The 22466-nt window shown below is 42.5% G+C and carries 20 protein-coding genes; 7 read left to right on the top strand and 13 right to left on the bottom strand.

Features of this window, described 5'->3' with window-relative positions; translation table 11 throughout:
- Positions 1 to 2: 2 nt before the first annotated feature.
- The 5 genes from NI455_RS02830 to ispH all read right to left on the bottom strand — a co-directional run bounded on the left by NI455_RS02830 (position 3) and on the right by ispH (position 3873).
- Positions 3 to 788, bottom strand: coding sequence for a pilus assembly PilX family protein (locus NI455_RS02830; RefSeq protein WP_253112277.1), 786 nt, complete (start codon positions 786 to 788; stop codon positions 3 to 5).
- The gene (locus NI455_RS02825) at positions 785 to 1735 is read right to left on the bottom strand and encodes a PilW family protein (protein ID WP_253112275.1); all 951 of its coding nucleotides are present in this window, start codon (positions 1733 to 1735) and stop codon (positions 785 to 787) included. The genes NI455_RS02830 and NI455_RS02825 overlap by 4 nt, the downstream gene beginning before the upstream one ends.
- Complete coding sequence (gene pilV, locus NI455_RS02820; RefSeq protein ID WP_191111831.1) at positions 1735 to 2280, bottom strand: type IV pilus modification protein PilV; 546 nt, start codon at positions 2278 to 2280, stop codon at positions 1735 to 1737. Before pilV ends, NI455_RS02825 begins: the two co-directional genes overlap by 1 nt.
- Entirely contained in the window at positions 2277 to 2762 is a 486-nt protein-coding gene (locus tag NI455_RS02815; RefSeq protein ID WP_253112274.1) for a prepilin-type N-terminal cleavage/methylation domain-containing protein, read from the bottom strand. Before NI455_RS02815 ends, pilV begins: the two co-directional genes overlap by 4 nt.
- Positions 2763 to 2922: 160 nt before the next feature.
- On the bottom strand, positions 2923 to 3873 hold the full coding sequence (ispH, locus tag NI455_RS02810; protein WP_253112273.1) for a 4-hydroxy-3-methylbut-2-enyl diphosphate reductase: 951 nt from the start codon (positions 3871 to 3873) through the stop codon (positions 2923 to 2925).
- 133 nt (positions 3874 to 4006) lie between these two features.
- Here ispH and gmk point away from each other — a divergent pair, with 133 nt between their 5' ends.
- The 5 genes from gmk to NI455_RS02785 all read left to right on the top strand — a co-directional run bounded on the left by gmk (position 4007) and on the right by NI455_RS02785 (position 8183).
- Positions 4007 to 4630 (top strand): guanylate kinase, encoded by a 624-nt coding sequence (gmk, locus tag NI455_RS02805; protein WP_005248336.1) that lies wholly within the window; start codon positions 4007 to 4009, stop codon positions 4628 to 4630.
- A 76-nt stretch (positions 4631 to 4706) separates the two neighbouring features.
- Positions 4707 to 4988 (top strand): DNA-directed RNA polymerase subunit omega, encoded by a 282-nt coding sequence (gene rpoZ, locus NI455_RS02800; RefSeq protein WP_004281186.1) that lies wholly within the window; start codon positions 4707 to 4709, stop codon positions 4986 to 4988.
- 215 nt (positions 4989 to 5203) lie between these two features.
- A complete protein-coding gene (locus tag NI455_RS02795; RefSeq protein WP_253112272.1) occupies positions 5204 to 7309 on the top strand; it encodes a RelA/SpoT family protein in 2106 nt (701 codons plus the stop codon).
- A 75-nt stretch (positions 7310 to 7384) separates the two neighbouring features.
- Positions 7385 to 7768: a RidA family protein gene (locus NI455_RS02790; protein ID WP_253112271.1), complete on the top strand. Its 384-nt coding sequence runs from the start codon at positions 7385 to 7387 to the stop codon at positions 7766 to 7768.
- 220 nt (positions 7769 to 7988) lie between these two features.
- Positions 7989 to 8183 (top strand): bacterioferritin-associated ferredoxin, encoded by a 195-nt coding sequence (locus NI455_RS02785; protein ID WP_004644972.1) that lies wholly within the window; start codon positions 7989 to 7991, stop codon positions 8181 to 8183.
- Between the two features lie 161 nt (positions 8184 to 8344).
- On the opposite strand, the gene NI455_RS02780 is transcribed toward NI455_RS02785, so the two are convergent.
- Positions 8345 to 9406, bottom strand: coding sequence for an RNA-guided endonuclease InsQ/TnpB family protein (locus tag NI455_RS02780; RefSeq protein ID WP_253112270.1), 1062 nt, complete (start codon positions 9404 to 9406; stop codon positions 8345 to 8347).
- Between the two features lie 231 nt (positions 9407 to 9637).
- Here NI455_RS02780 and bfr point away from each other — a divergent pair, with 231 nt between their 5' ends.
- Entirely contained in the window at positions 9638 to 10102 is a 465-nt protein-coding gene (gene bfr / locus NI455_RS02775) for a heteropolymeric bacterioferritin subunit Bfr (RefSeq protein WP_005101322.1), read from the top strand.
- A gap of 47 nt (positions 10103 to 10149) precedes the next feature.
- Here the strand turns inward: bfr and NI455_RS02770 are convergent, their stop codons facing one another.
- A complete protein-coding gene (locus NI455_RS02770) occupies positions 10150 to 11784 on the bottom strand; it encodes a PglL family O-oligosaccharyltransferase (protein ID WP_253112269.1) in 1635 nt (544 codons plus the stop codon).
- 302 nt (positions 11785 to 12086) lie between these two features.
- On the opposite strand from NI455_RS02770, the gene NI455_RS15485 reads away from it, so the two are divergent.
- A complete protein-coding gene (locus tag NI455_RS15485) occupies positions 12087 to 12452 on the top strand; it encodes a prepilin-type N-terminal cleavage/methylation domain-containing protein (RefSeq protein WP_290446995.1) in 366 nt (121 codons plus the stop codon).
- A 294-nt stretch (positions 12453 to 12746) separates the two neighbouring features.
- Here the strand turns inward: NI455_RS15485 and NI455_RS02760 are convergent, their stop codons facing one another.
- From NI455_RS02760 to NI455_RS02735, 6 genes are all read right to left on the bottom strand, one after another.
- Positions 12747 to 13307, bottom strand: coding sequence for a TPM domain-containing protein (locus NI455_RS02760; protein WP_253112268.1), 561 nt, complete (start codon positions 13305 to 13307; stop codon positions 12747 to 12749).
- Positions 13301 to 14353 carry a TPM domain-containing protein gene (locus tag NI455_RS02755; protein WP_004281158.1) on the bottom strand — a complete coding sequence of 351 codons (1053 nt, stop codon included), beginning with the start codon at positions 14351 to 14353 and terminating at the stop codon, positions 13301 to 13303. The genes NI455_RS02760 and NI455_RS02755 overlap by 7 nt, the downstream gene beginning before the upstream one ends.
- 30 nt (positions 14354 to 14383) lie before the next feature.
- Positions 14384 to 14974 carry a LemA family protein gene (locus NI455_RS02750; RefSeq protein WP_253112267.1) on the bottom strand — a complete coding sequence of 197 codons (591 nt, stop codon included), beginning with the start codon at positions 14972 to 14974 and terminating at the stop codon, positions 14384 to 14386.
- 183 nt (positions 14975 to 15157) lie between these two features.
- Complete coding sequence (locus NI455_RS02745) at positions 15158 to 16579, bottom strand: FAD-dependent oxidoreductase (RefSeq protein WP_253112265.1); 1422 nt, start codon at positions 16577 to 16579, stop codon at positions 15158 to 15160.
- Positions 16580 to 16651: 72 nt separating this feature from the next.
- Entirely contained in the window at positions 16652 to 21127 is a 4476-nt protein-coding gene (gene gltB, locus NI455_RS02740) for a glutamate synthase large subunit (protein ID WP_253112264.1), read from the bottom strand.
- Between the two features lie 450 nt (positions 21128 to 21577).
- Positions 21578 to 22456, bottom strand: coding sequence for a hypothetical protein (locus NI455_RS02735; RefSeq protein ID WP_004732438.1), 879 nt, complete (start codon positions 22454 to 22456; stop codon positions 21578 to 21580).
- Between the last annotated feature and the right edge of the window lie 10 nt (positions 22457 to 22466).

Genomic DNA, 22466 nt, shown 5'->3' with positions numbered 1-22466 from the left:
AGTCATCCCCCCTGCTTCGCATAACTAACGACTGCATAGTCCATCACCTGCTGGCTATACGGTATACCCAAATCACTAAAACACTTAGTCACAGTATTGTTATCTGAATATCCTGGAATTTTTTCATTCATATTATTTTCAAAGCATTCATTAACTTTATCTTTAGTCCAAGATTTTGTTGCAGCACCTGGCAATACAGAAGTTATTATAATTCGTACAGGTTGAACTTGATCTAACTGAACGGTTGTTGTGTCTACCCCTATAGGGTAGAATTTAAATGGGACATCAGTATTAAGACTGGCTTTCTTAACTGCAATTTGAGTAATCACTGCATCTCGTTTAGATGTGAAAAAATTAGAACTGTGCTTACAAAATCCCTCTGATCCTAGTTCTCTATTTTTAATAACGATTTCTTTTTTACCATCTACTTCTTTCTCTTCCCAGAAAATAATACTTGTTCTTGATAAAGAGAACATCGTTGAAGCTGTCTTCGGTCTGTAGCAGAATACAACTTCTTTATTTAAAAATTGATCCGATTTTACTAGCCCCAGCATTCCTAAAGAACTTAAATTTCTTTGAAGTATAGTATTATCTTTATTATCCCGTTCAATCGCAAAAAAAGCCGCATCACTATTTTGCTGCAAAAGCACCTGAATCTGGCTATTAGTCGCAATATTTAACCCAGTTAAGCTTTGTTTTATCGCTACAGCACCAATAATAGTTACAAGTAATAGAACAAACATAACTACAATAAATGCAGCCCCGTTCTGATATTTATATTTTCTCATAGCTCCTCCATAAGCCCATAACCATTACGAAGTGCTACAGTTTGAGTAATAACTTCCCGAAGATATTTTTTATCATCATCCTTTATTTCAACTTCTTCATTAAAAATATTAAATTTAGTACGTATTGTTTCATTACTATTCATTGGTTCATAACCGCGAGATAAAATCGCAAGTTGAATAGACATAATTCTTGGCCTTGGATCTGCATCTTTAGTAAGCTTATTTCCTTCTCCCATATAGTCTTCTACTGACAAATAACGATACTCATCTTTATCATTTTCTTTAATTCCAAGAAGAAACTTAAAATGATCGACACGTCTGATAACAATTTGCCCATTATCACCCAAACCAGTAATACCTGAAGCAGGAATTGCGAGTAACGCTTGGTAACGACCCGCATCACAAGCTAATGCATAAGCCTCCCCATCTTTTCTTAAAAAATAACGTTGAACAATAAATGTTCCCTGATTAATTTCTTCTTGTTCAATCTTATTGCCTTCACAATCAAAAGTATCTGGCTCATAGGCACGATACTGAATAACTAATTGATCACTTTTACCTACAGTTGAGGTATGGATACCTGTTCTAGAGACTAAATTTAAATCACTATTGTTTTTCAAATGAGATGGAAAATTCATGGATTGAGCAGTAAGTTCATCTTCTGTCAGACCGGCATAACTACTCCTACTGGTCAAAACAATACCACCATAATTGTTCCTATCATTAATAACTGCTTGATTGGCGTCCAAATTTGCCAATTTAAGATCTCGGATAATATAGTTCAGTCCAAAATTACCATTATCTTGTAACTCAGACATAGATTTTTGAATGTTATAATTTAAAGTACTGGTTAACAAAACTTGTAAAGCCGCAGCAGCTACTAGTGTTCCAATTAATAAAGTAACTAATACTTCAAGAAGAGACATACCTTGAATATTTTTTTTCATTAGTAGGCCTCCATCACCACACATTTAGAATTAGATTGATAGCTTCCATCTTTTGTACAATCATTTTTATCTGTGCCATTTTTTGGGTTAGTTTCATCCCAAGCAACATAGATACAATAACGCTCGCGCATTAAACCATCGCAAGGCTCAAAAGCAATCTTCATACCAGTTTCTGAAGCTTTTGCTTTTATTTGCCTAACATCTTCTATTGCTAATTTTTGGTAATCACATTTTTTTTCTTTAAAACAATTATCATATGGCTTGCCTGAGCTACTCCGAAATGCATCCTCATAAGAGTTTAATTTTTCTTTGCCTTGCTTATCCGCTCTCTCTACTTCAATATCTTTAGACAAACCTTGTTGATTAGCACGAATTTTCTCTGCTAAATCCCTTGCAAGATTAATTCCCTGTATGCGCTTAGTTGCTTCAATAGAGGCTTCTAGCGCTCTTACTTGCAATATAGAATAACCAAGTACTGCAATTGCCAGAATAACTAAAGCAACTAAAACTTCTACCAAGCCCATACCCTTTTGGTTAATGATCATGCGCATTTACCTCCTAAGCCCGAGTCAGGCAAGATCTCTACGCGACCAAATGCAGTCAATCGCAAAAACTGTTCAGCCTTATTATTTTTTACTGATATTAAAATATGCCCTTGAAGGTCTTTAACATTCCCTTGAATATTAAATTCTATAGTTTCTAAACTTTCTTTTTTTTCTTTTAATACTTTGTCTTTACACTCTGCTGTATAAAATTTAATTTCGGTTTTTTCATTATCACTATTCCAGTAAATGTTCTGACTATCAGATTGACCATCTTTTTTCAAATGAACAGTAATCGGCTTTCTATAGATTGCAGAGTTCGAACGAGCTATAGTCAAGACACTTGCTAAGTCTCTAACCGTTTTCTGTACTTGTCTATTTTCTTGTATTGTAGAAAATTTGGGAGCAGCAATTGAAGCAATAATACTCATAATAACCAATACTATAACTAACTCAATTAAAGTGAATCCTTTATTTTTCTGCATACTCTCTCCCAGGCAAAACTTTGACCCAGTTAAAATAATACGCATTAAAGTTACAAAACCTACACAGAGCAGATAAAAGGCATAAAAAAACAGATAACTGTCATTTCCCAGTTATCTGCTTATTTTTAAATAAGAAACAGAATGTTAAACAGTTAACACTCTAAGCCTGTGTTACAGGAATACGTAACTCTTTGGGTAGGCTAAAGGTAATATTCTCTTCCCGACCATCCAGCTCTTTAGGCGCTTGTGCACCCCAATCCTGTAAACGCTGAATGACTTGTTTAATCAGAATTTCCGGTGCTGACGCGCCTGCTGTTACCCCAATCTGGATATTTTCTGCAAACCATTCCTGTTTGAGCTCATCGGCATTATCGACCAGGTAAGCGGCCTTACCCATACGTTCAGCCAGTTCACGCAAACGGTTTGAGTTAGATGAATTTGGTGAACCAACAACAAGTACGACATCACAACGTTCCGCCAGATCACGTACCGCATCCTGGCGATTTTGTGTGGCGTAGCAAATATCATCTTTACGCGGACCTTGAATCATCGGGAATTTCTGGCGAAGGGCATCAATCACTTTCGCTGTATCATCAATTGATAAAGTCGTTTGCGTGACAAAAGCGACTTTTTCAGGATTGCGTACTGTTAAAGCGGCGACATCTTCTTCATCCTCGACTAGATAAATCTCACCGCCATTTTTTTTGTCATATTGCCCCATGGTGCCTTCAACCTCCGGATGGCCTTCATGACCAATCAGAATTGCCTCTACACCTTCACGGGCATATTTGGTCACTTCAATGTGCACCTTAGTCACTAAGGGACAAGTCGCATCAAAAACCTTCAGACCACGACGTTCGGCTTCTTGTTGTACCGCTTTCGAAACACCATGTGCGCTAAAAATCACGATATTATCGTCAGGAACTTCATCGAGTTCATCGACAAAAATCGCACCACGCTGACGTAGGTCATCGACGACAAATTTGTTATGCACCACTTCATGCCGCACATAAATTGGTGGGTTAAAGCATTCTAGGGCACGGTTCACGATCGCAATGGCACGATCCACACCAGCACAAAAACCACGTGGGTTGGCTAAAACAATTTCCATAGAATCCTCAATACTCACACCATTTTTAGCGGTTCAATTGAAATAAATGTAAACAATCGACTGACAACTATTTAGTTTAAAGCCGCTCTACTCTAAAATAGAGAAGATATTTTATCATATCAGGAAAAATATCATGTCGGGTCTCTTGTTTGTCGTTTCTGCAGCGTCTGGAACAGGCAAAACATCCCTTGTTAAAGCCCTACTTGAGCGTGTCAACAATCTTCACGTTTCTGTGTCACACACCACACGCGGTCAACGACCTGGCGAACTCGATGGCGTACACTATCATTTCTCCAACAAAGACGATTTTTTAAATCTGGTCAATGAAGGCGGTTTTATCGAATACGCCGAAGTATTTGGTAATTACTACGGTACTGCGCAAGCCACAGTCAAAGAGCAACTGGCCAAAGGTCATGATGTTCTACTGGAAATTGACTGGCAAGGTGCGCAACAGGTTCGTCGACTTTTTCCTGAATCTAAACAAATTTTTATCTTGCCACCAAGTCAGTTCGATTTGCGTGAACGCCTGTCTAACCGTGGTACTGACGCAGTTGATGTGATTGAGCATCGTCTGAGCTGCGCGGTAGAAGATATGCAACAATATAGTAACTTTGACTATATCATCATTAATGATGACTTTAATAAGGCGCTGCATGACCTGGAAGCGGTGATTATCGCCAATCGTCTGGTGCTGAGTCAGCAAGCCAACCGTCATGAAAAACTAATTCAGAAACTGATTACGCCAACTGAGCAGTGATTAAAACTTGAGTCTATAGACAAAGCCTTTTATACTGTGCAGTCTGTTAAAATTTATTATTCAAACGAGAATTCTTATGGCACGCGTCACCGTTGAAGATTGTTTAGACCATGTAGACAACCGCTTTGAGCTTGTACTAGTGGCAAGCAAGCGCGCGCGTCAATTGGCACGTCAAGGTATTGAACCAACTGTAGAATGGGACAATGACAAACCGACTGTTGTTGCTTTACGTGAAATCGCTTCAGGTCATGTATCAAAAGACATTTTGAAACAACGTGATCAAGATTATCAAACATCAAGCTTGGATCTTGCACTTTCTGCAAATAATCTAAACTTAGACGGTTTTTCTTTCCAATAAGAGATCGTCACTCAAAAAGCCTAGTTCTAAACTAGGCTTTTTTTGTTATGTGACTTTTATATTTATGCCAGAACGGTTATAACATAAGGGTTAGCTATCAAGTTTGAATGGGTTTTCTGCTCTGTAGCAGCAAAAAACCATCAAGCCAGGAAATTCACATTTCTAAAGTGCTTTCAGGTTTTATTTGTAAAAAATTCAGTTGAAAAAGGTGTTTTATGCCAGGCCCACAGGTCAGTCAAGCCAAGCAGCAGTTAGAGATCATTATCGATGCGTATTTAAGTGAAAGCGATGTCGAACGTGTGCTTGCGGCCTGTGATTATGCCGATATGGCGCATGACGGGATTGTGCGTAAAAGTGGTGAACCTTATATTTTACATCCGATTGCGGTCAGCTGTATCTTGGCGCATATGCGTTTGGACACTGAAACCTTAATGGCTGCCCTGCTGCATGATGTGATTGAAGATACCGAATTTAACAAAGATGATATTAGCAAGATTTTTGGTTTTACCGTCGCTGAACTAGTCGATGGTGTCACCAAACTGAGTCATTCGAGCGATAAAGAATATAATAAAGCGGCTTCTTTCCGGAAAATTCTGCAAGCGACTTTACAAGATCCACGTGTCATTATTGTGAAACTGGCCGACCGTTATCACAACATGACCACTTTGGACGCATTGCGCCCCGACAAACGCGCGCGTATTGCCCGCGAAACCTTTGAAATTTTTGTTCCCATGGCCCGTATTGTCGGCATGAATGAAATGGCCGATAACCTGGAACATCTTTGTTATCAGAATCTAGATCTGGACATGTATAACAATGTGCAGGCCGCCCTGTTGGAAACCAAGCCAAAACGCTGTGAATATCAGGCTAAATGGGAAAAAAACCTGACCGAACTGCTGCAACAGAATGCCATTCAGGGCCGAATTAAGAAGAAAAATAACAATATTGAGCTACTGCGCCACTTCGTTAAAAATGACATCGATCTACAAGAATTAACTCACAGCCATGCTTTTGAAATTATTTTACAGAGCATTGCCGATTGTGACCGACTGGCAGAGATTCTGACCCATAGCTTTAAGATTCAAAGCTATGAAGACCATATCCGTCGTCCATTACCGGGTGGCAACCAGTCCCTGATGATGCGACTGAAAGGCGAAAAGACGACCTTGTCGCTCACCATTCAAACAGAACTCATGCGTAAAGCGGCACGCTTTGGTGTCGTACTCGGTGAAAGTGCCCCGCAAGCCTGCCGCTCTGCGATTCAGGCCTCGATGCAGAATCTGAATGTTCTGGTCGATGGTGAATGCGCCAAAACGACTTTCAGTGAATTACTGGACTATTTACATCAGGAAAAAATCTGGGTCTATACCCCGCACGGCCATTTACATGAATTGCCACAAGGCGCCACGGCGGTTGACTTTGCTTATGCCGCGAGTTTATTCCTAGGCAACCATGCGGTTGGTGCAAAAATTAACAATGAAACTAAGCCGCTTTCAACGCCTTTAGTCAGTGGTCAGGTAGTCGAAATCATTACTGATGTCCTTGCAACTCCGAACCCAGATTGGCTCAGTTTTATTAATACCCAGAAAGCTCGTCGTGCTATTCAGAATATTCTGCGTGATCAAGATCCAGACGAACAGCGTCTGGTCGGACAACAGGCTCTCAATCGTGCACTAAAACTGTTTCATCGTTCGATTCGCGATCTGACTGAAGCAGACTGGAAAAACCTCTTGGAGTGGCGCCATGTTTCCAGCAAGGAACAGCTATTTGAACAGATTGCAGTCGGTGATTTATTACCGCAACTGGTGGCCAACCATTTATTTGCCCAAGATCAGCATCAGAATATTGCCAGCTCAGACCGTCTGATTCAGGGAACCGAAGGTGTCGATGTCAAATATGCACATTGCTGCAATCCTGTGCTGGGTGATCCGATTCAGGGTCATTTGACCCGTCGCGGTCTAATTGTGCATCGTGCACGCTGTCATAACCTGCTGCATGAACAGCATCAGCATCCAGAAAACATCATGTTGTTGCAGTGGACCTCTGATGATCTGGAAGATATTAGCTTTACTGCCTATCTCAGCATTGACCTGGACATGAATGACGAGCAGATTTCCGACCTGATTTACCAATGCCGTAAAGCGCATTCCGGGGTGGAAATGGTGCGTACTCAGGATGACAAAACCTATGTCAATATCGTGGTGCATAACCGTAAACAGATCGCGCAGATTATCCGCGATTTACGCATGTATTTCGGTTTCCCACGAATTATCCGTCTGGCTCAGCCCGTCGTTTTCAGTGAAGCCTCTAAAGTGAGTTGATCATTTAAAACGATAGTGCTTTTATCGACCGAATTGATCGAATATGATGTATGTCGATGATAAAAGGAGAAATTAATGTCCCGCCAAGTAATCCATACTGAAAATGCCCCTGCTGCGATTGGCACTTATTCGCAAGCCATTTTAGTGGGTGATACCTTATATCTATCAGGTCAAATTGGCTTGGATCCTTATAGTATGGAACTGGTTGAAGGCATTGAAGCGCAAATTCGCCGGGTATTTGATAATATAAAAGCAGTCTGTGAAGCCGCTGGTGGTTCTTTGGCAGATATCGCCAAGCTGAATATTTTCCTGACCGATTTATCTCACTTTCAACTCGTGAACCAGATTATGGGCGAGTATTTTGCCCAGCCCTATCCAGCACGTGCCGCTTTAGGTGTGGCCAGCCTGCCTAAAGATGCCTTGGTTGAAATGGATGGCATTGTCATAATTAATCAATAAGTTATAAAAATCACTCAGTCCCCACCCTGCAATATCTCATTCTAAATCATGAATCGCTCTTGCGCGGAAATTTAATTAATACTTAGATTTCCGCTCAGGTGGTGTTTTTTTATCTAAATCATCAATCATGATAAAAGCTATTTCAAATGATTTTTATTGACAAACGATAACAATTATCAATAATATTACTTATCTTATTTAATCACTGTGGTTGTGTCCTATGTACGTTTGTCTATGCCGTGGCATTACAGATCAAGACATTAAAGATGCTATTGCAAATGGCGCTGAAAGTTATCGTGATGTCCGCGATATGTTGGACTTGGGAACTTGCTGTGGCCGCTGCGCACCAGAAGCCCGCATGATCATCAGTGATGAGGTTTCACAAATTGCAGCTCGACTGGCTGTTGCAGCATAAATTTAGAAAGATTTCTCCCAATAAGCATAATGAAAAACAATGATCTTTGATCATTACTCCTCCCCCGCCTTTGACTCTGGCGGGTTTTTATTGCCATTCATCTGAGTCTGAATCGATTCGATGTCGATTTTCATTTGCTGTTCCTTGACATCCTCACCTCTCTAAATAGAGCTGATTCCTCCTGCGAGACGCTTATGCCCAAGCGCAAGTATGTTCTTAGCACTATTCAAGTCCCGATCCAGAATACTTGAACAGTTTTCACATTCCCATACTCTTATTCGCAAATCTGCTCTACCTTTCGGACTGCTTGCAGTGACCTCACCACAGCATGAACACATTTGGGTTGTGAAACTTTCACTAACTTCTTCAAACCATACTCCTGCGTTCTCGCATTTATACTTGAGCATGGTCTTGAATGCTGAAAATCCGGTATCCAGAACAGACTTCGCCATCTTGGTTTTCACCAGTTTTTTCGCACTCAGATCGCCTACAACAATTAGTGCATTTTTCTTTATAAGCATTGTACTCGCTTTGTGCAAATGGTCTTTACGACAGTTTGCAATCTTGGCGTGTAATGCACGGACCCGTTTTCTATTTTTCGCTCGTTGAGCAATCCCTAATTTCTGTTCATATTGACGGTAGAACTTGGGATTTGAAATTATCGTACCATCCGAACAAGTGGCTATATCCTTTAAGCCCAGATCAATCCCAATCAAATTAGTCGCAGTCGATTTCTCAATTTTAGGGCTATTCACAACTAAGCAGACATACCAGCGGCCACGCGCATCCTCGACAAACGAACCAGTCTTGATACTGTAATTTGACAGTCCATAGCTATCCCATATTTTAAACTGATGCTTGCCATACTGGATATGGCCATCAGCATACTTGATTGCTACTTTCTTAAAGGGTATCCAACCTAGTGATCTTCTGGCTGATTTCTTATGACTGACCCGCCATCTTAGTTTGGTCTTCTTGAATTGCTTTCTGCGTATGACTAATTCTTCGGTAATAGCCTGAATGGTTTGACTATGTAACCCACAAAGCCTAGATGTACCTTTCGTATATTCAGCAATATCGTAAGCACTGAGAAATTCACCTTTTCTTTTAAGGTGTTTAAAGCTTAAATCATTGACATAATTCCAGACGAAATTCACTTCAGATGCTAATTGCTCTAATATCTTGGAATGTTTATCTTTAATGCGTAATTTAAGTGTTTTCATGCGATTATTTTATCAATGAAAATAACCAATAGAATATCCAAAGTTAAAAATGTTAATTTGAAACGACATTTCATGTCGTATGGCTTAGGTCACTCATTTATATCCCTGCCTTGAAAACGAGGTTTTACGTTTGATTTGATAAATTACTCGCCATTTGCCCCTGACTTGCTTTACTATCAGGATTAGAGCGCTTTCTTAGAAAGATAAAACAGGTCCAAATGGAGTTATGCGATGAAAGGCAATCGTGATGTGATTAATCAGCTCAATCAGGTGTTGTATCACCACTTAACTGCCATTAACCAGTATTTCCTGCATTCGCGCATGTTTAATGACTGGGGCATTGAGAAACTGGGCTCGGCAGAATATAAAGAATCCATTGTTCAGATGAAACATGCCGATAAAATTATTGAACGTATTTTATTTTTGGAAGGTCTGCCGAATTTACAAAATCTGGGCAAACTGTATATTGGTCAGCATACTCAAGAAGTGCTGCACTGTGATGTACGCAAAGTTAAAGAGAATATTGAAGCCATCCAGAAAGCAGTGGCATTGGCTGAAACCCAAATGGATTATGTGACGCGTGATCTGGTTCAGGAAATTCTAGAGAAAGAAGAAAACTATCTAGACTGGACCACGACACAAATCGATCTGATCGAGAGTATTGGTATCGAAAACTATATCCAAAGCCAGCTCTAAAACTAGAATTAAATTAAAAAAGCCAGCATCTGCTGGCTTTTTTGTATTTAACGAGGTACATCCTGCATTAGTTCTTCATAACTCATTTCAGTTTTCTGAATAGTCTTTAAGCGTTGCAGCTGGTGCTTGGCTTCTGCCTCATATCCATTAAAAGTTAAAAGTTTGGCATATTTGATCAGGTTATATTTAGTCGGATAACTCAAGACCATTTGTTCACCTTCCTGAATCTGTTCAGCAGATGCCTTGCTATAAGGATTCAGACGAATCCAGGCAATGCGATGATTAAACTCGGTCAGCAAATAAATTGGTTTTTCATTGGTGATTTTTTCCGGCTGTTTTTCATAACGAATACTTTGCCCGAGTTTTGGCACCGTAACATCATAGTCGCGATAAATCACAATCAATAAAAGTAACCCAACAGCAAAAATGAATTTCATGCCGATTGATTGCATAACTATTATTTTAATTTTTGGATTTTGTGCCAAAATTGTACCTAGGATAAAACCGACTGGTAGCAGAAAATAGGCATAGTGCTGCGGGAACTCAAACATGGCATGGGTAAGAAAAGCCCCGATCATCAAGATCCCAATGACAGACTCAGGCGTATTGACCCAACGTTGTAATTGATAGCCCAAATAACCAAAGTATGCCAGAAATGGCAGACCAAGAATTAAGCCATTCCAGAGCAAAAAATCCAGAATAAAATTATGCGCACTCCGAATCCAGACCGGGCCTTGCACCGTATCACTAATTGAAACAAATGCAGCACTCGTCTGATACCAACCGTAGCCAAACCATGGCTGAGCCTGAATCGCGGCAATCATTTGCTGCCAGATTGCGAGACGTGACATATCGCCGGTGGCACGCGCTACCACATCCCTGCTTTGTACTACGTCCGTATCGATTGCTTGTGCAGCGAATTGGCTGAGTAATGGAAAAGCGACAATGAAGAAAATAAAAAAGATAAACCATGCTGTGCTGTAGTACCATTTCAGGCGGATAATGCCTTTATATTGATAGAATCCTAGATACAGCATAATTGCGCTCGCAGCAACCCAAGCAGTACGTGACTGGCTTAAAGCCACACCAATCACAATCACAGCAACGCATACAAATAACCATTTGGTATGGATTTTTTTCTTTTCATATAAGTAAAGGCAACTCATCAAGGACATGAGCAAAAAGGTTGCCATATTATTGGGCTGGGCAAAGTTGGCATATGGCCGCTGGTTGCCACTAATATTGACCATGCCTGGCAATATTGAATCCAGATTCGTCCACTGACATAAAGCAATTAAGCCGGTAATCGTGCCTGACACCAAGAATACATAGCTTAAATGGGTAAAAGTTTCTTCCCTGTTATTTTTCCCTATAGACAAGTTATAGCCCAAGACACTCGCTAGCCAGAAACTAAACACATAAATCGCTGCCATCATGGCGGTACTGAAGAAAAATACCTGTCCCAGAAGAAATTGGGCTAAAGGGATACAGGCCAGTAACAGCAATGGCAGACTGATTGCTGGAATTTTGAGTTTTTCTTTTAGACAGATGGCAGCAAGCGCGAATAAAGCGAAGAAGGCATAGAGTTCACCGGTATAGGTGACCCATGGTCGGTAGTGCACAGGCATGAGCCATGCAAGGGAGATAAGAATGGCTGCAATCAGAGCGAGCGTGAATTTCATGGAAATATCAGGCAGTAGAAGTTTGGCACATGATAAACAAAAAGTAGATTTTTTGTAATTTGTTCTTCGTTAGTGAAGATATTGCAGAGGCTTTAATTTGATTAAATTCAGAAAAAGTTGACATTTTTTGTCACTTAGTTACATAAATTTACTTACACGTATACTAAGATTTTTAATCTATTAAACAATCTATTGATTTGATAGGAAATAATTGAGTAACATGTATTGGCATACTTTGTGCAAACTATAAATTAGCTTACAAAGCTTATAAATAAATTTACAAAACATTTGTGGAGAATGTTATGAACGCTCAAAAAGGCTTTACGCTTATTGAATTAATGATCGTTGTTGCAATTATTGGTATTCTTGCAGCAATTGCGATTCCAGCTTATCAAGACTATACGAAAAAATCTTCTGCAGCAGGCTGTCTTGCTGAAACTAAAGCTTATGCAAGCCAATTGTATACGCATACCTTTGACCCATCTTCCACAGTGGACTCACCTACGGCTAGTGCATCAGTATGTAATACAATAGCTGCAGGTGAAGGACAAGTAGGAACTGCTATAGTAGTAACTGGGACGCCTAAAATGACTGGCGCTAAAGTTTCTGAATGTACATTTACTGACGGTCTAAAATGTGGCTATCACGCTACTTCTGTTGCCCCTTAAATATGATGTTCTTCTTGATAAAAACGCATCTTTAAAGATGCGTTTTTTGTTTTAACTCAAAATTCTCTAAAAACAGCAAATTCACTTTTTCAGTAGTTTTTCATAACCTCCCTCAAGCTACTCATAAGCACTTTTTACAGCTTCGGTTTTATTTTATGCTTATTCAATCTGTTGCGTAGACGACACTACCTTGCTTTGGAGCTTACTTAATTGCTTCAAGAAGTGCAAAACGATAGCTCTTCTTGATAAAACTTTATTTATTGACAATTTTATTATAAAAAATGTAAGTAAAAATCACCCGAGTATAATCGGTTGATTACTGATCTCATTGTCTAAATCTTGAATCTGCCGATCATAGTAGGCATCTAAAACTTTTCCAATTTCAAAAATGCCATCAACCAAAGCTTCTTTATATTTTTTCTCTGCCAATTGCCGAAGAATATTTTGGCAAATTCTATCCCAAATCTCTTGCGTTGTGGCATTTCGAATACCACGGTCAATCACAATTTCGACTTTTCGCTCGCATAAGTTTAAGTAGAGCAAAACACCACTGTTATATTCGGTGTCCCATGTACCTAGTTCAGCAAAGAGTTGGCGTGCGCGACTTAAGGTATCGTGCTGATAGGCAATTGCCGCAGGTAAACAAGCTTCAATGACGACTTGAATCTCCCCCACATGTCCATGCTCAGCTTCTTCAACCGCTAGTGCAATGGCATGCTGATCCTGCTTAGAGTAAAAACGTTTTGCCGAAGGAATATGACAAACATGCTTGAGCCAGCGTTTAAAACTCGGCTGCGCATGCTCTTCCAGCTTCGGCCGCGTGACAATTTCTGTCGTATCTGTCGTTGTTACCATGAGCCTGATGCTCCTCCCCCACCAAATCCACCACCGCCACCGCCGAAGCCGCCGCCCCCAAAACCACCACGACCACTACCGCCGCGGCCACCACCTGCCATAAAGGCATGTAAAATCAGCTGCGCAAGCGAGGTGACCAGTAAGAAGAATACCCCGGCACCAATCATTAAACTGGCAATTAAACCCATGCCATTGACCAGACCGGCAGCTGTGCCTGCAACTGCGGCAGTTGCAGCGCTGAGTTTTCTGCCAAAAATCATGGAACCGACGACCCCAGCAACAACAATAAACAGCACGCTACTGAACGTCGCCTTACTGGCTTTTTGTGCCTGATAAGCCTGTTCCTGACGTTCTTTTAATTCATCGGCTGCCTGTGCTGCAATTTCAGGATCAAGATTTAAAATCCGTTCTATTTCAGCCAGTCCTGAGTCGATCCCCTGCGCATATTGAGCCTGTTTAAAATACGGCGTGATCTTGTCATTGATAATCCGGCCTGCCACGATATCGGGCAGTACCCCTTCCAGACCATAGCCCGTCAAGATCTGAATACGGCGATCATTAATGGCAATGGTCATCAATAAACCATTGTCGCGTTTAGCTGAACCCAGCTGCCAGGCTTCAGCAACACGCATGGAATAATCAAAAATATCTTCCTGCCCCGTGGTCGGAATAATCACGACACCAATCTGGCCTTTACCGGCATTATGCAAGTTTAAAATGCGTTGACTAATCGCCTGTTTTTCAGCTGGACTAAGTAAATTCGCCTGATCAATCACCGGTTCATTCAGACTGGGTAAATCACGCTGTATCTGGCCTTCAGCCATATCATTGGCAATTTGTGGCTGTGATGCTGCTGCAGTTTCTGTTTCAGGTCCACTTTTTTGAGCTGAAGCATTTTGACCCGCTTTAGGCTGCAAAATTTCACGGGCCACAATGACTTCTTCAGTATCCGTAGCTGTGGCAGTTTCTGCTGATACAGGCACTACCATCCCCATGGCCAACATGAGGAGCAATCCGGCACAGTATTTCAGCAGCATCTCAGACATCTGATTTCTCGCTTATTTACAAGTCAGTCATTATTCAAAGGAAACCGTTGGAGCTTTTTGGGCACTTTGCTCGGCACTAAAGTTTGGTTTGGTATCCATGCCAATTACTTTGGCGGTCATCACTTGCGGGAATTGACGCGCATAAGAGTTAAAGTCCTGAACCGTAGTGATGTAACGGTTACGTGCCACTGCAATCCGGTTTTCAGTGCCTTCCAGCTGTATCTGCAAATCACGGAATTGCTGATTGGCTTTCAGATCGGGATAATTCTCAGTGACGGCTAAAAGACGAGACAAGGCACTGGTCATTTGCGACTGCGCTTCCTGATAACGCTGGAATAATTCAGGATCTTCCAGTACTTCACGATCTACTTTTAAACCGGCAACATTGGCACGTGCTTGAGTCACTTCGGTCAATACCTGCTCTTCATGCGCGGCATAGCCTTTGACTACATTGACCAGATTCGGCACCAGATCGGCACGACGCTGATACTGGTTTTGCACTTCAGACCATGATGCGGTGACCGCTTCATCTTTCACCTGCAAAGTGTTATAGCCACATCCTGTGAGGGTCAAAGTACTGGCCAGCATCAGGGTTATTAAAGATTGTTTTAATAGACGCATGATGTTTATCCTCAATTATTTATTGATATTTATTTAATTAATTTGATTTTAAACAGTATTTTCTAAAGTTTTGTTACTTTTTATAATCTTTTTTAATGGACTGTCTTTCAGTTGGATCAGACTTAAAAATAAAAAACCCGCCGAAGCGGGTGTTCTTGAATGATATGCGTTGATGGGTAACGATTAGATATCCAGATAATCCAGAATCCCTTCAGCTGCCTGACGGCCTTCCCAGATTGCAGTTACCACCAGATCAGAACCACGAACCATGTCACCACCAGCGAAGATTTTTGGATTTGAGGTCTGGAATTTGTATTGCTGCTGTTCAGCAGCAACCACACGACCTGAACCATCCAGATTGATTTCTACATCAGTGAACCAGTCTGCTGGGCTGGTACGGAAACCAAAAGCAAGCAGGACTGCATCCGCTGGAAGAATTTCTTCTGAACCCGGAATCGGCTCTGGACTACGGCGACCACGACTGTCCGGCTCACCCAGCTGAGTAGTAATAAATTTTACACCGGTTACTTTACCATTTTCACCAACAACTTCGATCGGCTGACGGTTAAACTGGAAGTTCACCCCTTCTTCACGCGCATTTTGCACTTCACGGCGTGAACCTGGCATATTTTCCTCATCACGACGATAAGCACAGACGACTGACTCGGCACCTTGACGGATCGAAGTACGGTTACAGTCCATGGCAGTATCACCACCGCCTAAAACAATGACTTTCTTGCCTTCCACGCTGATGTATTCAGCTGGGTCTTTTTCCCAGCCTTGGCAACGGTTTACATTGGCAATCAGGAAATCTAGCGCATCGTAAACACCATCAAGGTCTTCGCCTGCGAAACCACCTTTCATATAGGTATAGGTTCCCATACCCATAAATACAGCATCGTAGTCAGCCAGTAATTGGTCAATCGTCACATCTGTACCAATTTCAGTATTCAGACGGAATTCAACACCCATACCTGTAAAGATTTCACGACGGCGTTTCATCACGTCTTTTTCCATCTTGAACTCTGGAATACCGAAGGTGAGTAGGCCACCGATTTCTGGACGTTTGTCAAAGACCACAGGTTTTACCCCGTTACGTACCAGAATATCCGCACAGCCAAGTCCTGCAGGACCCGCGCCAATGATGGCAACTTTTTTATCAGTCCATTTTACTGAAGACATATCTGGACGCCAGCCCAATGCAAAAGCAGTGTCATTAATATATTTTTCTGCATTACCAATCGTTACCGCACCAAAACCATCATTCAGGGTACATGCCCCTTCACATAGACGGTCTTGCGGACAAACACGACCACAAACTTCTGGCAAGGTGTTGGTCTGGTGACACAGTTCAGCCGCCTGAAACAACCGGCCTTCAGACACCAGTTTTAACCAGTTTGGAATATAGTTATGTACCGGACATTTCCACTCACAGTACGGGTTACCACAGCCTAGACAGCGATGTGTTTGATTGGCTGCAATTTCCGCGGTATAAGGCTTATAAATTTCCACAAATTCTGCTTTGCGGACATCAATCTCTTTTTTCTCTGGATCTTGGCGTGCGACATCCAGAAATTGAAAGTCATTATTCAGGCGTTCTGCCATGTCTCTCTCCGTGGGGAGATGTAAGGGGTTCACAGTTGCCTTACATCTGCCTATGTTTCTGCAGTAGTGGAATTATTGTGGATCAGCTTGAGTTGTTTTTAACAGCGTTTGCAAGTTGGCTGCTTTTGGTTTTACCAACCAGAACTTGCGGCTGTAAAAGTCAAACTCATGGCGGATCTTGTACGCCCAAGCACTACCCGTTTCTTTAATATGTTCATCCAGGATACGACCCAGGAAGGCTTTATGCTCTTCCATCGCTTCGGTGGAAATACGGTTCAGCTCAATCAGTTCGTGGTTATAATGATCAACGAAGTCATTATCCAGATCAAGTACATAAGCAAAACCACCAGTCATACCCGCACCGAAGTTATGTCCGACTTTACCCAACACCGTAACAATACCGCCGGTCATATATTCACAGCAGTGATCACCTGCACCTTCAATCACGGCAAATGCACCCGAGTTACGCACCGCGAAACGCTCGCCTGCTGTACCCGCTGCATATAACTTACCGCCAGTCGCACCGTACAAACAGGTATTCCCAATAATCGCGGTATTTTGGGTCTGGAATGGCGAACCTTTTGGCGGGAAGATCGAGATACGACCGCCAGCCATGCCTTTGCCAACATAGTCATTGGCATCACCTTCCAGGCTGATATGCAAACCACCGGCATTCCAGACACCCAGTGACTGGCCTGCAGTACCATTCAGGTGAACTTTCACCGGATGGGCTTCCATGCTCAGGTTGCCATAACGTTTCGCAATTTCACCAGACAGACGGGCACCAATCGAACGGTCACAGTTACCGATCGTAAAGCTATATTCACCGCCAGTTCCTGCTTCGATGGCAGGTAGAATCTCATCTACCATTTTCTCTGCCAGAATACCTTTATCAAACGGTGCATTGCCCTGAACTTCACAGTACTGTGCTTTACCTTCAGCTGCCGGATGCGACTCTAGCAGTTTGCTTAAATCAAGGTGTGCATGCTTTGCAGTTTCACCTGGCAAGACTTCCAGCAGATCCGTACGGCCAATCAGGTCTTTCAGACTCGATACACCGAGTGCCGCCAACCATTCACGGGTTTCTTCAGCAATAAAAGTGAAGAAGTTAATCAGCATTTGTGGCTCGCCAATATAATGCTCTTGACGTAAATGATCTTGTTGAGTCGCAACACCGGTTGCACAGTTATTCAAGTGGCAGATACGCAGGTATTTACAACCCAATGCGATCATCGGAGTCGAACCAAAGCCGAAGCTTTCTGCACCCAGAATTGCTGCTTTTACGACATCCAGACCGGTTTTTAAACCGCCATCTGTCTGTACGCGAACTTTACCACGCAGGTCATTCACACGAAGGGCCTGATGCGCTTCAGAAAGACCTAGTTCCCACGGTGAACCTGCATGATGAATTGAAGAAAGTGGAGAAGCCGCTGTCCCGCCATCATAACCAGAAATGGTAATGAAATCGGCATACGCTTTCGCCACACCTGCCGCAATCGTACCGACACCCGGTTCGGAAACCAGCTTAACTGACACCATCGCCTGTGGGTTAACCTGTTTTAAATCAAAGATCAACTGTGATAAATCTTCAATTGAATAGATGTCGTGATGCGGAGGTGGCGAAATCAGGGTAACGCCCGGTACAGAGTAACGTAAACGGGCAATGAGACCATTCACTTTACCACCCGGCAACTGACCACCTTCACCTGGTTTTGCACCTTGCGCGACTTTAATTTGAAGAACTTCTGCAGATGTTAAGTAAGCAGGCGTCACACCAAAACGGCCCGATGCAATTTGTTTGATTTTCGAGTTGCGGATAGTACCGTAACGCGCTGGATCTTCACCGCCCTCACCTGAGTTCGAGCGACCACCAATCGTGTTCATGGCAATCGCAATCGCTTCATGTGCTTCAGGGGACAGTGCACCCAAAGACATGCCGGCAGAGTCAAAGCGAGGCAGGATCTTTTCCACAGATTCCACTTGTTCGACTGGAATCGAATTATCTGTTTTTAGTTTGAACAGGTCACGAATCGTGGCGATCGGACGATTGTTCACCAATTCTGCATATTCTTTAAAATCTGCGTAGTTCCCAGAACGTACTGCTTTATGCAGTGAGTTGATCACGTCTGGGTTAAAGGCATGGTATTCCTTGCCGAATACAAATTTCAGCAGACCGCCCTGATCAATTGGCTTACGATTTTTCCAGGCAATATCCGCCAACTGTTTCTGATCATTTTCAAGATCAATAAAGGTTGCACCCTGAATACGGCTTGGTACACCGATGAAGCATTTATCCACTACTTCATTGGATAAGCCCACTGCTTCAAACAGCTGACCGCCACGGTAAGAGGCAACTGTTGAAATACCCATCTTAGACAGGACTTTCAGCAAGCCTTTTTCAATACCCTTACGGAAGTTGTTTTGCGCATAAATCGGATCACCCAATAACTCACCTTTGGCAACCAGATCATTGATCACGTCATAAGCAAGATATGGATAGATTGCCGTTGCACCAAAACCAAGTAGCACTGCAAACTGATGTGGATCACGGGCAAAACCGGTTTCAACAATCAGGTTGGCATCGGTACGCAAACCAGTCTTGATCAGGTGATGATGCACTGCACCGGTGATCATAAAGGCATTGGCAGGCAAGTAACCTTCACGGATTTTCTTGTCGGAAAGCACTAGTAAGGTTTTACCATCACGAATGGCTTGTGCAGATTCTTCACAAATACGCGCAATCGCTGCTTCCAGACCTTCGGTTTCAGCATAGTTCAAGTCAATATCTGCAATTTCATAACCGGCACGACCCAGCGTACGGATCTGATGCATTTTCGAATTAGAAAGTACAGGACTGGAAATGATCAAGCGGTCTGCATGCTCAGGCCCTTGCTCAAAGACGTTTTGTTCACGACCTAAACAGGTTTCCAGTGACATCACAATCGATTCACGTAGCGGATCGATCGGCGGGTTGGTCACCTGTGCAAACTGCTGGCGGAAATAATCCGACACATGGCGCACCTGACGAGACAATACTGCCATTGGGGTATCATCACCCATCGAGCCTACCGCTTCCTGACCGCTTTCAGCTATCGGGCGCAACAACTGGTCACGCTCTTCAAAGGTCACCATGAACATTTTTTGTGCCGCTTTCAGACCATCGCCTTTTAAGCCTTGATCACATAAATATTCTTCCAGCTCTGGACTACCTTGCAAACGCACAGAATTTTCACGTAACCATTCACGGTATGGACGCATACGTTTCAGATGATTATTGACATCTTGGGTATCCAGCACTTTACCGGTTTGCGTATCAATGACCAGCATTTGACCAGGACCGACACGGCCTTTAGAAATTACATCTTCAGGTTGATAACCCCAGACACCAATTTCAGAAGCCAGCGTGATATAACCATTTTTGGTGATGACCCAACGCGCAGGACGCAGACCGTTACGATCCAGCATACAGATCGCATGACGCCCATCCTGAATCACCAGACCTGCCGGGCCATCCCAGGCTTCCATATGTTTTGAGTTGAATTCATAGAATGCACGCAAGTCTGCATCTAAGGTTTCCACATTCTGCCAGGCAGGCGGAACCAGCATACGGAGTGCACGGAACAGATCCATGCCGCCACCGACCAGAATCTCCAGCATGTTGTCCAGGCTTGAAGAATCTGAACCGGTACGGTTCACAATTGGATTCAGTTCAGTTAAACCCGGCAATAATGGATTTTCAAATTTTGGCACACGCGCCATGGCCCAGTTACGGTTCGCAGTAATGGTATTGATTTCACCATTGTGTGCCAGGTAACGGAACGGTTGTGCCAAAGGCCAGCGTGGCAAGGTATTGGTCGAGAAGCGCTGATGGAAGACCACAATATGTGATTCCAAACGTGGATCAGCCAGATCTGTATAAAAATCTGCAATCGCTTCCGGCATCATCAAGCCTTTATAGCTGATCACCGTTGAGCACAAAGTAGTGACATAGAAAGACGTATCATTCACCAACAGTTGTTCTGCACGACGGCGTGCCAGGAATAACTTACGGTTAAATTCAACCTCAGTCACACCCATTGGACAGTTAACGATAATCTGTTCAAATGCCGGCATCGATTGCAATGCAATTTCACCCAATGCATCGACATTGGTCGGAATCACGCGCCAAGCCAAAACGATTAAACCTTCAGCTTCAATCTCTTTGTTTAAAACCTGTTTGGCATGTGCAGCAAGTGCCGGATCAAGATTTAGAAACACCGACCCCACAGCAAACACTTCACTTAAAGTGGTATCACTTAAGCGTTTTGCTTCTTCACGGAAAAATTTCTTCGGCATCGCCAAGAGCAAGCCACAACCATCCCCGGTTTTGCCATCCGCGGCAATACCACCACGATGGGTCATACAACTCAAACTATGAATCGCGGTCTTGACGAGATCATGGCTAGCATCACCCTGCATATGGGCGATCAAACCGAAACCACAGTTATCTTTAAACTCATCCGGTTGGTATAAACCTTGAGCGGGAGCTACATTATTAGGCGATGGCATGTGCATAGCGTACCCTTCTTTCACGAAGCCTCAACAGGCTATTAAACAATCTAAATTTTTCTCTGCGCTGGCGTCTAATGGACTTTCGAAGACCGTCTTGGTAGAGCAAAAGCATTTTTCTTTATTTCTTCAGACTAGTCCTTTTTTAGACTAAATGCATAACAAATAAAGTTTATTCTGCTCATGAATAACATAAAAATCTGGAATAAATATGACATTCATACGGTGTCATCGAATCATTTTTCGCGCTAAAACAGGGAGATTAATTCAATTCATGCACCAATAAAGCAAATTCCATGCCAACAAACAGCGCATAAATTAAAACAATACAGATGACAAAGATTTAGCGCAGAACAGCACACTAAGGGTTAATTTTAATGTGCATTTTTTTGCACCAAAAGCGCTCATTTTTAATTCTGTAATTTTTTGGATGCGCTATTTTAGACCGAACTAATTAAATGGATCACTAATCTCGTTATTTTGAGGATGCGGATTACTGCCCTGAGCAGGTCGATTATTGTTATTTTGTGGTTGAGGTGTACCTTCTACAGCACTTTCAGATTTCTGCACATCAACTACATTTCCCGATGAATCACGGCGCACAATTGTGGTACTGGTAGTCGCAGCATCAGAGCTACGCGGCTTGGACTCAGTTTGGGTTTGCTGCTGTCTAAGTCGTACCGATTCATCTACTTTCGGCAAAGGCACATTTTTCAAACGAATTTCGTAAAGCTTTTGATTACTAGCCAATTCCTCTGAACCCAGATTATTGACCAGACTAACATATTGCTGCATTGCTACAACTTCAGGCTTGACTGAGGCCGGTAAATTTAACTTCAGTGTAGATAAAGCCTGATTGGCTTGCGCCGCCGTCTTATATTGACCATATAACAATACATACTGTTCTGGCTGATTTTCACCCGAGATTCTTAAATAAATAAAAGGTTTACGATCGGACTGTTTTTTAAGAAAACTTTTTAAAATGGCTTCATTGGTCACACGAAATAATTCAATGGCGTGCTGGTTTTTCGCTTCATTGACAAATTTGGTACCACGGAATTCCGGCTCATGACTGGCATTCACGACGGTACGCGTATTTAGGTCCAGTGGTTTCACTTCCTGAAAAAGTGCACCAAGATGGGTCATTGTGGCGACTTTTTCTGGTTGAATCTGCAACTGAACTTCAGTTTCAGGCTTTTTTTCAATTTCGACGACATCATCTGAATCAGTCACCGCCCAAAAAACTAAGGCAGCAAATAGGCAGCATACACCACAGACCAGCCAGAAATAATGCTGAATCTTTTGCCAAGGAGTATGTAATGCTGCCATAAAACTAAAC

Origin of the sequence: Acinetobacter lwoffii, assembly GCF_024129435.1 — a bacterium.
Lineage (GTDB): Bacteria > Pseudomonadota > Gammaproteobacteria > Pseudomonadales > Moraxellaceae > Acinetobacter > Acinetobacter lwoffii_F.
This window is presented reverse-complemented; position numbering and strand designations above follow the sequence as displayed.

Excerpts from the sequence above, each read along its gene's own strand:
- NI455_RS02830 (WP_253112277.1), bottom strand. The coding sequence starts at position 788 with ATGAGAAAATATAAATATCAGAACGGGGCTGCATTTATTGTAGTTATG.
- NI455_RS02825 (WP_253112275.1), bottom strand. The coding sequence starts at position 1,735 with ATGAAAAAAAATATTCAAGGTATGTCTCTTCTTGAAGTATTAGTTACT.
- pilV (WP_191111831.1), bottom strand. The coding sequence starts at position 2,280 with ATGATCATTAACCAAAAGGGTATGGGCTTGGTAGAAGTTTTAGTTGCT.
- NI455_RS02815 (WP_253112274.1), bottom strand. The coding sequence starts at position 2,762 with ATGCAGAAAAATAAAGGATTCACTTTAATTGAGTTAGTTATAGTATTG.
- ispH (WP_253112273.1), bottom strand. The coding sequence starts at position 3,873 with ATGGAAATTGTTTTAGCCAACCCACGTGGTTTTTGTGCTGGTGTGGAT.
- gmk (WP_005248336.1), top strand. The coding sequence starts at position 4,007 with ATGTCGGGTCTCTTGTTTGTCGTTTCTGCAGCGTCTGGAACAGGCAAA.
- rpoZ (WP_004281186.1), top strand. The coding sequence starts at position 4,707 with ATGGCACGCGTCACCGTTGAAGATTGTTTAGACCATGTAGACAACCGC.
- NI455_RS02795 (WP_253112272.1), top strand. The coding sequence starts at position 5,204 with ATGCCAGGCCCACAGGTCAGTCAAGCCAAGCAGCAGTTAGAGATCATT.
- NI455_RS02790 (WP_253112271.1), top strand. The coding sequence starts at position 7,385 with ATGTCCCGCCAAGTAATCCATACTGAAAATGCCCCTGCTGCGATTGGC.
- NI455_RS02785 (WP_004644972.1), top strand. The coding sequence starts at position 7,989 with ATGTACGTTTGTCTATGCCGTGGCATTACAGATCAAGACATTAAAGAT.
- NI455_RS02780 (WP_253112270.1), bottom strand. The coding sequence starts at position 9,406 with ATGAAAACACTTAAATTACGCATTAAAGATAAACATTCCAAGATATTA.
- bfr (WP_005101322.1), top strand. The coding sequence starts at position 9,638 with ATGAAAGGCAATCGTGATGTGATTAATCAGCTCAATCAGGTGTTGTAT.
- NI455_RS02770 (WP_253112269.1), bottom strand. The coding sequence starts at position 11,784 with ATGAAATTCACGCTCGCTCTGATTGCAGCCATTCTTATCTCCCTTGCA.
- NI455_RS15485 (WP_290446995.1), top strand. The coding sequence starts at position 12,087 with ATGAACGCTCAAAAAGGCTTTACGCTTATTGAATTAATGATCGTTGTT.
- NI455_RS02760 (WP_253112268.1), bottom strand. The coding sequence starts at position 13,307 with ATGGTAACAACGACAGATACGACAGAAATTGTCACGCGGCCGAAGCTG.
- NI455_RS02755 (WP_004281158.1), bottom strand. The coding sequence starts at position 14,353 with ATGTCTGAGATGCTGCTGAAATACTGTGCCGGATTGCTCCTCATGTTG.
- NI455_RS02750 (WP_253112267.1), bottom strand. The coding sequence starts at position 14,974 with ATGCGTCTATTAAAACAATCTTTAATAACCCTGATGCTGGCCAGTACT.
- NI455_RS02745 (WP_253112265.1), bottom strand. The coding sequence starts at position 16,579 with ATGGCAGAACGCCTGAATAATGACTTTCAATTTCTGGATGTCGCACGC.
- gltB (WP_253112264.1), bottom strand. The coding sequence starts at position 21,127 with ATGCCATCGCCTAATAATGTAGCTCCCGCTCAAGGTTTATACCAACCG.
- NI455_RS02735 (WP_004732438.1), bottom strand. The coding sequence starts at position 22,456 with ATGGCAGCATTACATACTCCTTGGCAAAAGATTCAGCATTATTTCTGG.